Consider the following 13,748-nt stretch of genomic DNA (forward strand, 5'->3'; position numbering starts at 1 on the left):
CGTCTCAGGCCAGGTAACGATGGACGAACATCACGGCCATCGCGCCCTCGCCGACGGCGGAGGCGACCCGTTTGGCCGATTCGGCGTGCACGTCGCCGGCCACGAACACGCCGGGCACGCTCGTCTCCAGGTGGTGCGGGGGCCGGTCGAGCTCCCAACCCGCCGGCCGGGTGCCCTCGACCAGCAGGTCGGGACCGGCCAGCACATACCCGGCCGGGTCGCGCGCGACGACACCGTCGAGCCAGTCGGTCTGCGGCGCGGCGCCGATGAACAGGAACAGCCGCTCGGTGTCGGCCTTTTCCTCGGCGCCGGTGCGGTTGTCGCGCAGCACGATCTGGCGCAGGTGGTCGTCGCCGATCGCGCCGACCACCTCGGTCTCGGTGTGCACCTGGATGTTGGGGATCTGGCGGATCTGCTCGATCAGGTAGTGCGACATCGATTTCGCCAGCGAGTCCGCCCGCACCACCAGATGCACGGTGCGCGCGTTGCGGGACAGGAACACCGCCGCCTGGCCCGCCGAATTCGCCCCGCCGACGATGTAGATCTCGCGGTCGGCGCATTCGGCCGCCTCGGTCATGGCCGAGCCGTAGTAGACGCCGCGGCCGGTGAACTCGTCGACGCCGGGCGCTGGATGCCGCCGGTAGTCGACACCGGTGGCGATGATGACGGTGTGCCCGCACAGCCGCCCGCCGTCGGCGAAGCGCACGGTGCGCGCCGAGCCGTTGACCTCGAGCCCCACCACCTCGCGGGTGGTCACCACCTCGGCGCCGAACTTGGCGGCCTGGCGCCGGGCCCGGTCGGCGAGCTGCGCCCCGGACAGTCCGTCCGGGAAGCCGAGATAGTTCTCGATGCGCGAGCTCTGCCCGGCCTGCCCGCCGGTGGCGGTGCGCTCCACCAGCACGGTGCGCAGGCCCTCGGACGCGCCGTACACGGCCGCGCCCAGCCCGGCCGGCCCGCCGCCGACGACGATGAGGTCGTAGAACTCGCCCGTGGGATTCACCGTGAGACCCACGTGCTCGGCCAGCACGCTGTCGGTCGGCTGGAGCAGCACCTGTCCCGCGGAGGTGATCACCACCGGGCAGCGCTCGGGTTCGGCGCCCGCGGCCTCGAGCAGGCGCGCACCCTCGGGCTCGTCGGCCAGATACCAGCGATAGGGGAGCTGGTTGCGGGCCAGGAACTCGCGAACCTGCGAGGCGCGCGGCGACCACCGGGTGCCGACCACCTTGGTCTCGGTGACCGGCCGGTGCTCGCTGCCCCGCCATGCCTCGAGCAGCGCGTCCAGCACCGGATACAGCTTCTCCTCCGGCGGGTCCCACGGCTTGAGCAGATAGTGGTCCAGATCGACGACGTTGATCGCGTCGATGGCGGCGTCGGTGTCGGCGTAGGCGGTGAGCAGCACGCGGCGCGCGTACGGATGCAGGTCCATCGCGTGTTCGAGGAATTCGATGCCGTTCATGCCCGGCATCCGGTAGTCGGCGATCAGCACGGCCACCGGCTGGCCCCGCAGTTTCATCTCCCGCAGCGCCTCGAGCGCCTGGTCGCCGGACTCGGCACGCAGGATGCGGTAGTCGGCGCCGTAGCGACGGCGCAGATCACGGACGACGGCGCGGGAAACGCCGGGATCGTCGTCGACGCTGAGGATGGCCGGTTTGGCGGCGGGGGCACTCACCCGTCGAGTATGTCGCGTGCGGTACTCGCCTGTCGCGTCGTCGCGGTCAGACGCGGTGCTCGAGCACCATCTCGAGTTCGGTGGGGGTCAGCAGGCGTTCGAGGCGCTCCTCGTCGGCCAGATCCGGACGACGGAGATCGGAACGGCCGGTGGCGCGGACGGGGCGCCCGTCCTCGGGTTCGATCACCGGGAGCAGCGGAACGCGGGCCGCCTGGCGGCGGTGTAGCAAGGAGCGCAGTTTCACGGCCGATCACCTCACGCTCGACGGAAAGCTGGTGGCTGTGTCAGAAAGCTGTTGGCTGCGTCAAAGCTCTGGCAGTGTCTGGTCTCTCGTCTATCCGTCATTGTGCGCCCGCCATTACAACGGTCCGGAAACGGCGTATGGAACTGTGACCGAATTGTCAGCGCGCCTCGCACATTAGGATGTGCGGCACGCGTCGTCCCCCGCGCTCGGCCACGGTGCCGGGACGCTCGAACACGGAGGCAGAGTTGCCCAAGAATCTCGAAGCGACCGTCGACATTCTCGCCGCGCCCGAGCGCGTCTGGCAGATCGTCAGCGATCTGTCCCGGATGCCCGAGTTCAGCCCGATGACCCGCAAGATGATCCCGCTCGGCACGCCGAAGGCCGGGACCTGGACGGTCAACTGGAACAAGGACGGCTGGAAGGTCTGGCCGACCAGTTCGCGGATCGTCCGGTTCGAGCCGGAACGCGAATTCGCCTTCCGGATGAACGAGAACGGCACCACCTGGAGTTTCACCCTCGAGCCCATCGCGAACGGCACCCGGCTCACCGAGCGCCGTGACGTCTCCGCGGGCGTGCGGTGGCCGGTGCGCAAGGTCATCGACACCGTGCTGGGTGGCGAGCCGGCCTTCGAGGAGAACCTGCTCGACGGCATGAAGAAGACACTGGCCGCGATCAAGGCGGCCGCCGAGGCCGCCTGATCGGCGGTGTCCTACTTCAGCCTGGGCAGCGACACCACCTGGGCCGCGTAGGAGAGCCCGGCGCCGAAGGCGATCAACAGCGCCGTGTCGCCGGGCTTCGACTCGCCCTTGCGCAGCAGCGCCTCCATCGCGAGCGGGATCGAGGCCGCGGAGGTGTTGCCGGTCTCCTCGATGTCGTTGGCCAGCGCGCAGTCCTCGGGCAGTTTCAGCACCCGCGCCATGATCTCGATGATCCGGCCGTTGGCCTGGTGCGGGATCATCGCGCGCAGGTCGTCGGTGGACAGCCCGGCCCGGTCGATGGCGTCGCGGCAGACCTTCTCCAGCGAGTGCGCCGCCCAGCGGAACACCGCCGTGCCCTCCATCGTGAGGTAGGGGCGCACCGCGTCGAGGCCCTTCTCCTCGATCTCGGTGAAGAACTCGATCCAGTCCTTGTTCTGGCGGATCGCGTGGTGCTGGGTGCCGTCGGAGCCCCACACGGTCGGGCCGATGCCCGGCTCCTCGGCGGGGCCGACCACCACCGCGCCCGCGCCGTCGGCGAACAGGAACGCCGTGGAGCGGTCGGTCATGTCGATGGTGTCGGTCAGTTTCTCGACGCCGATCACCAGGACGTTCTTCGAGGTGCCCGCGCGCACCAGGTCGGAGGCCAGCGCCAGCGCGTGGCAGAAGCCCGCGCACCCGGCGGAGATGTCGAAGGCGGCGGCGCCGTTCATGCCGAGTTCGGTGGCGATGCGCGGGGCCGCGGCCGGGGTGAGCAGCAGGTGGGTGGAGGTGGCGACGATGACGCAGTCCACCTGGTCGACCGCCACGGCGGCGGCCTCGAGCGCATCACGGGCGGCGGCCACGCTCATGCTCTGGACGGTCTCGGTCTCGTCGGCGAATCGCCGGGTCTTGATGCCGGACCTGGTCCGGATCCATTCGTCGCTGGAGTTGATCGGCCCGGCGATCTCATCGTTGGTGACGACGCGGGCGGGGCGATAGACGCCGAGCCCGAGGATCGCGGTGTGCTCAGCCCCAGTCGTCTGGGCGATTCGAGCAGACATGTGCGTCTCCCTATTACCTGCGGCGCTGCGACCGGGGTTTCCGGCGAAGCCTCTCGAGTATCGATCGTGCGGCCCGCCACCTACGTTTCCGTAGACATGAGGCAACCTCATATTAGCCCTCCGGTTGCGAGCGCGCGTGGCGATTTCCACAATCGCCGCCGCGGCTCGGCGGGTGTGGATCCGGTCGCGGTGGACGGCGCGGGTACGGCGCGTTTCCCGTAAGGTGTGGTGGCTTGCGCCGGACCTATCGTGGAGGGGCGCAGGCCGACCCCATCGAGCCGCGACCGAGCACCGAAGTACGAGCACTGAAAGAGGAATCTGTGGCACGCCGTCCCACACCGCCCGGCACGCCCGAGACCACCGGAGTCGGCCACGTCGTCGATCTGGTGCGGGCCTCGATCCCCCCGCTGCATCCCGCCGGGCTGCCCTTCGTCGCCGTGCCGCTGGCCGTCGCGGTCGCGGCGGGCAAGCGCAAGTGGGTGCGCCGGGCCGGGCTGGCGACCGCCGCCGCCTGCGCGGGCTTCTTCCGCCACCCCAACCGGGTGCCGCCGAACCGGCCGGGCGTGGTCGTCGCCCCCGCCGACGGTGAGATCGCGCTCGTCGACACCGCCGCCCCGCCCGCCGAGCTGGGGCTGGGTGACCAGCCGCTGCCGCGGGTGAGCATCTTCCTGTCCGTGCTCGACGTGCACGTCCAGCGCACCCCGGTCTCCGGTGTGGTGCGCGAGGTGCGGCATCAGTCCGGCCAGTTCCGCTCGGCGGATCTGCCGGAGGCCAGCGCGGTCAACGAGCGCAACAGCATGCTGCTCGAGACGCAGTCCGGGCAGCAGATCGTGGTGGTGCAGATCGCCGGTCTGCTGGCGCGGCGCATCGTCTGCGACGCCCGGGTGGGCGACGTGCTCACCATCGGCGACACCTACGGCCTGATCCGCTTCGGTTCCCGCGTGGACACCTACTTCCCGGTGGGCACCGAACTGCTGGTGCAGCCCGGCCAGCGCACCATCGGGGGCGAGACCGTCCTCGCGACGTTGTCGTGACGGGAGCGCTGTCGTGACGGAGGCGTTGTGGTGATGGAAGAGCTGTCGTGATGGAAGAGCTGTCGTGATGGAAGCGGCGGTGCCCTCCCCGAGGCGCAGGCGTCGCAGTATCCGGCTGCTGCCCAGCATCGTGACGATCCTGGCGCTGTGCTCGGGGCTGTCGGCGGTGAAGTTCGCGCTCGACGGCAAGCTCGACGTCGCGCTGGCGATGGTCGGTGCCGCGGCGGTGTTCGACACCCTCGACGGCCGGCTGGCCCGCATGCTCGACGCCACCACCAAGATGGGCGCCGAACTGGATTCGCTGTCCGATGCCATCTCCTTCGGCGTCGCGCCCGCGCTGGTGCTGTACGTGGCGCTGCTCAACGAGAGCAGCGCGGGCTGGATCATCGCGCTGTTGTTCGCGGTGAGCATCGTGCTGCGGCTGGCCCGGTTCAACACCCTGCTCGACGACGACAACCGGCCCGACTGGGCGCGCGAGTACTTCGTCGGCGTCCCGGCGCCCGCGGGTGCGTTGATCGCGCTGGTGCCGATCGCGTTGCTCGAGCAGTTCGGTGACGGCTGGTGGGTCGGTTTCTACGAGGTGGCGGCCTGGACCGTGCTGGCCTCGGCACTGTGCGTGAGCACCATTCCGACGCTGGCCATGAAGTCGGTGTCGGTGGCGCCACAGGCCGCCGCCGGGCTGCTGGTGCTGGTCGCCCTGGCCGGTGCCGCACTGGTGACCTATCCGTTGGTGCTGCTGCTGGTGCTGGTCGGGCTGTACCTGGCGCACATCCCGTTCGCGTGGCACTCCCAGCGATGGGTGGCCGCGCGGCCGGAGACCTGGCAGCACAAGCCCGCCGAGCGGCGGGCCCAGCGCCGGGCGCAGCGGCGGCGTCCGGCCATCCGCGCGTCCAGCGCCCGGCTGCGGCTGCGCAGGCCGGGCGGCAGGCGCACCACCCCGGAGGATCTGGAACTCTGAGCACAGCGGCGGGAGGTGACGTGGAACCGGACGGATTGCGCGAGTTCCAGGCGCATCGCCCGCGCCTGTTCGCACTCGCCTACCGGATGCTCGGCTCGGCGACCGAGGCCGAGGACGCCGTGCAGGAGACCTATCTGCGCTGGGCGGGCGCCGATCGGTCCCAGATCCGCACGCCCGAAGCGTGGTTGACCACCGCGGTGGTGAATCTGTGCCGCACTTGGCTGGTCTCCGCTCGGGCCCGCCGGGAGAGCTACGTGGGACCGTGGCTGCCCGAACCGGTGCCGACCGCGGAACTCGGCCCGCTGGAGACCGTCGAACTGCGCGAGTCGGTGTCGCTGGCGCTGCTCACCGCGCTCGAGCGGTTGAACCCGCTCGAGCGCGCGGTGTTCGTGCTGCACGCGGCCTTCGGCTACCCCCACCGCGAGATCGCCGAGATGCTCGACGTGTCCGACAGTGCCGCGCAGCAGGCCTATCACCGGGCGACGCAGCGGGTCCGGCTGGGCCGCAACCGTTTCGAGGTCTCCGCCGAGCGGGCCCGCGCGCTGCTCGAGCGGTTCCTGGCCGCCGCGAGCACCGGTGACGTGGCCGCGCTGCGCAACCTGCTCACCGCCGACGCCACCGCCACCGCCGACGGTGGCGGGGTGATCAACGCGGCCCGCCGTCCGGTCGAGGGCGCCGACCGGGTCGCCCGCTACCTGCTCGGTCTGTTCCGCAGGCAGGTGCCCGGCATGGTGATCGGTGTCGAAGATGCCAACGGCGCGCCCGCGCTGGTGGTCCGGGTGGCGGGCGCGCCGATGCTGGTGGTGGGTATCGACTACACCGAGGACGCCATCGCCGCGCTGCGGCTGGTGGTGAATCCGGCCAAGCTGGCCGCGTTCGGGCGGCTGAGCCCCGATCCGGTGTGACGTAGCTCATCGCGGCGGCGGTCAGATTTCCGGCGCCTGTCCGGTCTGAGGGGTATCGGCGAACGGAAGGAGCCTCATCATGACCGGACAGCATCGGATCGTCGTTCTTGGCGCGGGGTACGCGGGCCTGTCGGCGGCGCGGCGGCTGGCGAAGAAGGCGCGCGGCGCCCAGGTGACGGTGGTGGACGCGCGGGCGCAGTTCATCGAACGGGTGCGGCTGCACCAGCGGGTGGCCGGGCAGCCGCTGCGGCAGTGGGAGCTGGCGCGGGTGCTCGGCGACCAGGGCATCGACTTCGTGTGTGCCCGTGCCACCGACCTCGACCCGGCCGCCCGCACCGTCGGCCTCGACACCGGCCGGGTGCTGAGCTACGACTCGCTGATCTACGCGCTCGGCAGCACCGCCCCGCACGACGTCCCCGGTGTGGCCGAGTTCGCCCGGTCGGCGGACACCGCGGACGCCGCGGACTGGCAGGTCGAGGGCGCGGGCCCGGTGGCCATCGTGGGCACCGGCGCGACCGGCATCGAACTGTCCACCGAACTCGCCGAATCGCACCCGGGCACCCGGGTGCTGTTGCTCGGCACCGACGAACCGGGGGCCTGGCTCGGGGCCGAGGCGGTGGCGCACATCCGCGCGGTGCTGGACCGGCTGGGCGTCGAGGTGCGGACCGACGTCAAGGTGGTGGAGGTGACGCCGCAGGGTCCGCGCCTGGCCGACGGCACCGTCGTCCCGGCGGCCGCGACGGTGTGGGCCACCGGTTTCGCGGTGCCCGACCTGGCGGCCCGCGCCGGCATCGCCGTGGATGCGCTCGGCCGCGTCCGCACGGACCGGTTCCTGCGCTCGCTCTCGCACCCCGACATCCACGCCGCGGGTGACTGCGCGCTGATCGAGGGCCCCGGCGGCCGTGAATTGCGGATGGCCTGCGCGACCGCCCTGCCCACCGGCAAACACGCCGCCGACACGGTCGCCGCGCGCCTGCGCGGCGCGCAGCCGGCCGAATTGCGCTTCCGCTACTACCTGCAGTGCCTGAGCTTGGGCAGGCAGGACGGCCTCATCCACCAGTTGCGCGCCGACGACACTCCGGGCCGTTTCATGCTGCGGGGCCGCGCAGCGGCCTTGGTGAAGGAGCAGGTGGTACGCAGCGCGGTGGTCGCGGCGGGACTGCGCTGACCCATCCGTCAACTGTAGGTTGACGCACCGGAGGTCGTCAACCTACAGTTGACGCATGACCACACCGCAGATTCGTCTCGACGACCTCATCACCGCCATCAAACGAGCCAGGCCCGACAACGTGTTGGAACAGCTCTCCGACGCCGTGGTCGCGGCGAACCATCTCGGCGAGGTGGCCGACCATCTGATCGGCCACTTCGTCGACCAGGCCCGTCGCTCCGGGGCGTCCTGGACCGACATCGGCGCCAGCATGGGCGTGTCCAAGCAGGCCGCCCAGAAGCGTTTCGTGCCGAAGGGGCCCGCCGCCGGGGGCATCGACCCCAACGACGGGTTCGCCCGCTTCACTCCGCGTGCCCAGCAGGTCGTCATGGCGTCCCAGGAAGCGGCTCGGCTGTCCGGGCACGCCGAGATCAGCGCCGCGCACCTGATCCTCGGACTGATGAGCCAGCCGGACGCGCTGGCCATGCGGGAGATCACCGCGCGCGGCGTCACCGAAGACGCGCTGCGCACGGCGGCGGTCGCGGCCTTCCCGCCCGCGCCGAGCGAGAAGCCCGCCGACAGCGGCTTGATCCCGTTCGCGAGCGACGCCAAGAAGGTCCTCGAGCTGACCTACCGCGAGGCGCTTCGGCTGGGCCACAACTACATCGGCACCGAACACATCCTGCTCGCGTTGCTCGAGGAGGAGCACGGCGCGGGCCCGCTCAGCGGTCTCGGCATCGACAAGGAGCAGACCGAGGCGCACCTGGTGGAGGTGCTGTCGCAGCTCGTGGCGAAGGAGTCTTCCTGACGCTGCCCGTTAAGCTATAGCAATGGCGGATGAGACGGCCGAGGATTCCGACCTGGTCGCGGGGGAACGCCGGATCGACCTGCTGCGTGCGCTGTCGTACGTGCAGACCGAGTCCGGTCCCGACGGCGAGTACATCGTGCACGGCGACCTGCCCCCGGAGGTGGCGCCACCGTTCATCCGGGCCGTCATGCGGGTGGAAGCCGAGCTGTTGCTGCGCGACGCCGAGCTGGTCACCGTGGGCAACGAGGAACCGCGTACCCCCGAGGAGCGCCGCACCGACGCCTTCGTCGCGCTGTTGCTGCGGATCGACGACCGTTCCTGAGGGCCGGGCAGACCTTGCACTCGCCACCCCCGAGTGCTAGAAATGGGTTTGGCACTCTCGACCTGTGAGTGCCAGGTCGGGACGGTGAGACCGGGTTCCATCGACACCCTCGGTCGTCCGTCGCGGGCACCGCACCTGGCCAGCGTACCTGGGACGACCCAACCTGCGGTCGTCCTGCGTGTCAGCCATCCACATGGAGGATCTCAACAACGCCATGGCCAAGACAATTGCGTATGACGAAGAGGCCCGCCGCGGCCTCGAGCGCGGTCTGAACAGCCTCGCCGACGCGGTCAAGGTGACGCTGGGCCCCAAGGGTCGCAACGTTGTCCTGGAGAAGAAGTGGGGCGCCCCCACGATCACCAACGATGGTGTGTCCATCGCCAAGGAGATCGAGCTGGAGGATCCCTACGAGAAGATCGGCGCCGAGCTGGTCAAGGAAGTCGCCAAGAAGACCGACGACGTCGCGGGCGACGGCACCACCACCGCCACCGTGCTCGCCCAGGCGCTGGTGCGCGAGGGTCTGCGCAACGTGGCCGCGGGCGCGAACCCGCTGGGCCTCAAGCGCGGCATCGAGAAGGCCGTCGAGGCCGTGACCGCCAAGCTGCTCGACACCGCCAAGGAGGTCGAGACCAAGGAGCAGATCGCCGCCACCGCGGGCATCTCCGCGGGCGACGCGTCCATCGGTGAGCTGATCGCCGAGGCCATGGACAAGGTCGGCAAGGAAGGCGTCATCACCGTCGAGGAGAGCAACACCTTCGGCCTCCAGCTGGAGCTGACCGAGGGCATGCGCTTCGACAAGGGCTACATCTCCGGCTACTTCGTGACCGATCCCGAGCGTCAGGAAGCGGTCCTCGAGGATCCCTACATCCTGCTCGTCGGCTCGAAGGTCTCCACCGTCAAGGACCTGCTGCCGCTGCTGGAGAAGGTCATCCAGGCCGGCAAGCCGCTGCTGATCATCGCCGAGGACGTCGAGGGCGAGGCCCTGTCGACCCTGGTCGTGAACAAGATCCGTGGCACCTTCAAGTCCGTCGCCGTCAAGGCCCCGGGCTTCGGTGACCGCCGCAAGGCCCAGCTGGCCGACATCGCCATCCTGACCGGTGGCGAGGTCATCAGCGAAGAGGTCGGCCTCTCGCTGGAGACCGCGGGCATCGAGCTGCTCGGCCAGGCTCGCAAGGTCGTCGTGACCAAGGACGAGACCACCATCGTCGAGGGCGCGGGCGACGCCGAGGCGATCAAGGGCCGGGTCGCGCAGATCCGCACCGAGATCGAGAACTCCGACTCCGACTACGACCGCGAGAAGCTGCAGGAGCGGCTGGCCAAGCTGGCCGGCGGCGTGGCCGTCATCAAGGCGGGCGCGGCCACCGAGGTCGAGCTCAAGGAGCGCAAGCACCGCATCGAGGACGCCGTCCGCAACGCGAAGGCCGCCGTCGAGGAGGGCATCGTCGCCGGTGGTGGCGTGGCCCTGCTGCAGGCCGCCCCGGCCCTGGACGAGCTGAAGCTGACCGGTGACGAGGCCACCGGCGCGAACATCGTGCGCGTCGCCCTCTCGGCTCCGCTGAAGCAGATCGCCTTCAACGCCGGCCTCGAGCCCGGCGTGGTCGCCGAGAAGGTCTCGAACCTGGAGGCCGGCCACGGCCTGAACGCCGACTCGGGCGAGTACGAGGACCTGCTGGCCGCCGGCGTCGCCGACCCGGTCAAGGTCACCCGCTCGGCGCTGCAGAACGCGGCCTCCATCGCGGCCCTGTTCCTCACCACCGAGGCCGTCGTCGCCGACAAGCCGGAGAAGGCCGCCGCTCCCGCCGGCGACCCGACCGGTGGCATGGGCGGCATGGACTTCTGAGTCCCGCCGCACGGCAACACCTTTGAGAGAACCCGAGAGCCGGGCCACCGTCGGTGGCCCGGCTCTCGGCCGTTCCGGCCCGGCATACCCGGCCCGCAGGCGGGACGACGCTCGATACAGTCGGTCGGACGACCGACGTGGAGGGAGCCGGTGCCGATGAGTACGGACGGGAGCAGACCGATCCCGCTGCCCGCCGTCAGCCGCCGTCGCGCGCTGGCCGCCGTGGTGGCCGTGTTCGCCGCCGCCGGGTGCGCGGCGGGCGAGCGAACGGCCGCGCCGCCGAGTGTCGTCACCACTCCCGCGGGCCCGCCGCCCGCCACCCCGGACGCGCCGCTGCGCATCGCCTACGGCCCGGGCCCCGACCACATCGGCGACCTGTATCTCCCCGAGCGCGGCGCCGCGCCGTATCCCGTGGTCGTGATGGTGCACGGCGGCGGCTGGTCGCAGTGGCGCGACCTCGCCGACACCGCCGCCAACTCCACAGCGCTGGCCCGGCACGGGGTCGCGGTCTGGAACATCGAATACCGCCGGGTGCGCGGCGGCGGTGGCTGGCCGAGCACGCTCGCCGACGCCGACGACGCCGTGGAGGCGCTCGCGACGGTGGTCCAGGAACGCTCCGGACACCGGCTCGACCTGGAGCGCGTCCACGTCGCCGGGCATTCCGCCGGTGGGCACTTGGCCGCGTGGGTGGCGGGCAGGCACACGCTGCCGCCCACGGCGCCGGGTGCGCAGCCGCGCGTCCGGCCGCGCAGCGCGACGCTCATGGCGGGCGTGTTCGATCTCGAACTGGCGGTGACCCGCGGCCACGACGCCTTCGTCCGCGCCCTGCTCGACGGCGCGCCGGACGAGGTGCCCGACCGCTACCGGATCGCCTCGCCAATCGCGCACCTGCCCGTCGGCATCCGCATCGACGCGCTGCACGGCGACGCCGACCAGGTCGTCTCGATCGAGCAGAGCCGCCGCTACATCGCGGCCGCGCGCGCGGCGGGCGACAACGCCCACATGCACGAGCTGCCCGGCGTCACACACGCCGACTTCCTCGACGTCGGCTCGCCCGCCTGGGCCGCCGCCCAACGCGTCATCCTGCACAACATCGACACCCTGGACTGAAACCAGCGCACCCGCCTCCGGCCGCTGACCCGCTCAGGCTGTGCTGGATTGTGCCTGTGCGGGGGCGGCCTGCGTGGTGATGCTGCGCTGCCGCCTCCGGCCGCTGACCCGCTCAGGCGGTGTTTGATTTGCCTGTGCGGGGGCGGCCTGCGTGGTGATGCTGCGCTGCCGCCTCCGGCCGCTGACCCCCTCAGGCGGTGGCAGGCAACCGTAGTCGTTCGGCGAGTTCGTTGAAGATGTAGAAATTCGGGATGGTGCCGACCGGGGCGAGCGAAACCCAGTTGCCGTCCACCTTGATCCGCACCAGTCCGCTGCGCGCGTCGATGAGCTGGACGCGGTCCCACGGATACTGGTCGCCGCGGAACACCAGCGCGTCGAGATTCAGCGCGAAATCGCCGAAACGCGCGGTGTCGCCTTCGTCGATCACCGTCACCGCGCGCGGCAGTTGGGTGGCGGTGACGGCGGATTGGATGGCCCTGGCCCATTCCCGGCCCTCGGCGAAATGGGTTTCGTCGAATCGCGCGTGCGAGCCGTCGGGGCCCGACATCTCCAGGGAGTACTCGATGTGGGCGGTGTTCTGGAAGGGAATGGCCTGCTGCCGCACTTCGGCGGTGTCCCAGCGGAATCCGGCGACCCGTTCGCCGGAGCGATACACCGTCATGCCGTGCTCGAAGAGGTCGAGCCGGGCGGCGCGATTGCGGTTGTTGAGCCGGCCTCGGTACAGGGCGAGTCCGGCGGGCACCGCCGCGACCAGCCCGATCGCCGCCCCGCCACTCACGGCGCCGACGGCCGCGCAGATCACCGCGACGGCGCCGAGACAGCCCGCGACGATGCCGCACCCGCGCACGAACGTATCGCTGACGGGGGCGGCGAGAAACGTCTGCCGGTGCGCACCGAGTTTCTGGTATTCGGCCATCAGGTGCACGAGCTGCGACAAAGGTACTGTGCGCCGGACCTCGGTTCCGCCCGCACCGTCCTCCGGCATACTCGGAGTGGTCAATCGTTCCTCCATGCGGCGGTTTTCATCCGCGCGAAGCGTATTGCACTCGCCCCGATAGCGCTACCGTTGCGCGCGACTTCCGCCGCCGCGGTATTCAGCCCGCGAGCACGAAGGCGACCAGAAATCCTGCGGCGGTGGCCATTCCGACCCACCAGCCGCCCTCCCGATAGGCTTCGGGCATCAGGGAATCCGCCAGCACCGCGATCGTCGCACCACCGGCGAACGCCTGGACGACCGCGATATGGGTGGCCGACAGGTTGCCCGACAGCGCTTTCCCGAGCACGGTCACCGCGACCAGCACCGCCGCCGTCACCGTCCACAGGGCCAGTGCGCGCCGGGCGGAGAAGCCGGGGCGCTGCCGCATCAGCGCGGCGCCGCCGATCGCCTCGGGCACATTGCCCACCGCCACCGCGACCAGCAGCACCACGCCCGCCTCGGCACTGAGCGAGACACCGAGGGCGGTGTTCTCCGGGACGCCGTCCAGCACCGTGCCCAGCATCAGGGCCCAGCCGATCGCGCCCGCGCCGAGTTTCGTCTCGATCAGGTGGTTGGCCACCACGTAGACGCCCGCGCCGAGGAACAGCGCCGCGCCCGCGACCAGCGCGCCGGCCTGCCGGAAGGCGGGGGCGAACAACTCCGAGGAGACCGCCGCGATCATCGTGCCCGCGCCGAAGGCCATCAGGGAGGCGAGCAGCGGTTTCGGCAACGTCCATCGCAGTCCGATCGCGGCGCCGACCAGCAGCGGAACCGCGGTCCCCAGCCCGTACAGCAGTGCGGTCGACATGCGGCAACTGTAGGTCAGGATCGGCGGGCCGACCGGGTGCGCGCGGTGGGCGCGCCGCTCGCCGCGCCCACCGGTGCGACGAAGGGCCCGATCCATGACGAGGGGTTCCCGGCCTTCGGTATTGTCTGGCGCAATGTCACAGGATGCGAATACGGGACGAATGTATGCCGGGCAACCCGTAGAGGACCG

14 protein-coding genes are annotated in these 13,748 nt (G+C 70.9%); 9 read left to right on the forward strand and 5 right to left on the reverse strand.

Annotated features, from left to right (window positions below; all coding sequences use genetic code 11):
• Positions 1-4 precede the first annotated feature (4 nt).
• Positions 5-1,669 carry an FAD-dependent oxidoreductase gene (locus AMO33_RS22320; protein ID WP_060594133.1) on the reverse strand — a complete coding sequence of 555 codons (1,665 nt, stop codon included), beginning with the start codon at positions 1,667-1,669 and terminating at the stop codon, positions 5-7.
• 46 nt (positions 1,670-1,715) lie between these two features.
• A complete protein-coding gene (locus AMO33_RS22325) occupies positions 1,716-1,913 on the reverse strand; it encodes a hypothetical protein (protein ID WP_060594134.1) in 198 nt (65 codons plus the stop codon).
• A gap of 245 nt (positions 1,914-2,158) precedes the next feature.
• Here AMO33_RS22325 and AMO33_RS22330 point away from each other — a divergent pair, with 245 nt between their 5' ends.
• Positions 2,159-2,611: an SRPBCC family protein gene (locus tag AMO33_RS22330; RefSeq protein WP_011211817.1), complete on the forward strand. Its 453-nt coding sequence runs from the start codon at positions 2,159-2,161 to the stop codon at positions 2,609-2,611.
• An 11-nt stretch (positions 2,612-2,622) separates the two neighbouring features.
• On the opposite strand, the gene AMO33_RS22335 is transcribed toward AMO33_RS22330, so the two are convergent.
• Positions 2,623-3,651: a beta-ketoacyl-ACP synthase III gene (locus AMO33_RS22335; protein WP_011211816.1), complete on the reverse strand. Its 1,029-nt coding sequence runs from the start codon at positions 3,649-3,651 to the stop codon at positions 2,623-2,625.
• A gap of 320 nt (positions 3,652-3,971) precedes the next feature.
• Between AMO33_RS22335 and AMO33_RS22340 the strand changes: the two genes are divergently transcribed.
• The 8 genes from AMO33_RS22340 to AMO33_RS22375 all read left to right on the forward strand — a co-directional run bounded on the left by AMO33_RS22340 (position 3,972) and on the right by AMO33_RS22375 (position 11,775).
• The gene (locus AMO33_RS22340) at positions 3,972-4,685 is read left to right on the forward strand and encodes a phosphatidylserine decarboxylase (RefSeq protein WP_060594135.1); all 714 of its coding nucleotides are present in this window, start codon (positions 3,972-3,974) and stop codon (positions 4,683-4,685) included.
• A gap of 67 nt (positions 4,686-4,752) precedes the next feature.
• On the forward strand, positions 4,753-5,643 hold the full coding sequence (locus AMO33_RS22345; RefSeq protein ID WP_060594136.1) for a CDP-alcohol phosphatidyltransferase family protein: 891 nt from the start codon (positions 4,753-4,755) through the stop codon (positions 5,641-5,643).
• Between the two features lie 20 nt (positions 5,644-5,663).
• Entirely contained in the window at positions 5,664-6,548 is an 885-nt protein-coding gene (locus AMO33_RS22350) for an RNA polymerase sigma-70 factor (protein WP_060594137.1), read from the forward strand.
• Between the two features lie 79 nt (positions 6,549-6,627).
• A complete protein-coding gene (locus AMO33_RS22355) occupies positions 6,628-7,716 on the forward strand; it encodes an NAD(P)/FAD-dependent oxidoreductase (protein WP_060594138.1) in 1,089 nt (362 codons plus the stop codon).
• Between the two features lie 55 nt (positions 7,717-7,771).
• The gene (locus AMO33_RS22360) at positions 7,772-8,503 is read left to right on the forward strand and encodes a Clp protease N-terminal domain-containing protein (protein ID WP_060594139.1); all 732 of its coding nucleotides are present in this window, start codon (positions 7,772-7,774) and stop codon (positions 8,501-8,503) included.
• 22 nt (positions 8,504-8,525) lie between these two features.
• Positions 8,526-8,825, forward strand: coding sequence for a hypothetical protein (locus AMO33_RS22365; RefSeq protein ID WP_011211810.1), 300 nt, complete (start codon positions 8,526-8,528; stop codon positions 8,823-8,825).
• A 214-nt stretch (positions 8,826-9,039) separates the two neighbouring features.
• Complete coding sequence (gene groL / locus AMO33_RS22370) at positions 9,040-10,665, forward strand: chaperonin GroEL (protein ID WP_011211809.1); 1,626 nt, start codon at positions 9,040-9,042, stop codon at positions 10,663-10,665.
• A gap of 156 nt (positions 10,666-10,821) precedes the next feature.
• The gene (locus AMO33_RS22375) at positions 10,822-11,775 is read left to right on the forward strand and encodes an alpha/beta hydrolase family protein (RefSeq protein ID WP_228790719.1); all 954 of its coding nucleotides are present in this window, start codon (positions 10,822-10,824) and stop codon (positions 11,773-11,775) included.
• Positions 11,776-11,965: 190 nt separating this feature from the next.
• Here AMO33_RS22375 and AMO33_RS22380 read toward each other — a convergent pair whose 3' ends face one another.
• Both AMO33_RS22380 and AMO33_RS22385 read right to left on the reverse strand, forming a co-directional pair.
• The gene (locus tag AMO33_RS22380; RefSeq protein ID WP_228790717.1) at positions 11,966-12,775 is read right to left on the reverse strand and encodes a DUF6585 family protein; all 810 of its coding nucleotides are present in this window, start codon (positions 12,773-12,775) and stop codon (positions 11,966-11,968) included.
• A 94-nt stretch (positions 12,776-12,869) separates the two neighbouring features.
• Positions 12,870-13,559 (reverse strand): ZIP family metal transporter, encoded by a 690-nt coding sequence (locus tag AMO33_RS22385; RefSeq protein WP_041561435.1) that lies wholly within the window; start codon positions 13,557-13,559, stop codon positions 12,870-12,872.
• Between the last annotated feature and the right edge of the window lie 189 nt (positions 13,560-13,748).

The organism is Nocardia farcinica, from assembly GCF_001182745.1.
Classification (GTDB): domain Bacteria; phylum Actinomycetota; class Actinomycetes; order Mycobacteriales; family Mycobacteriaceae; genus Nocardia; species Nocardia farcinica.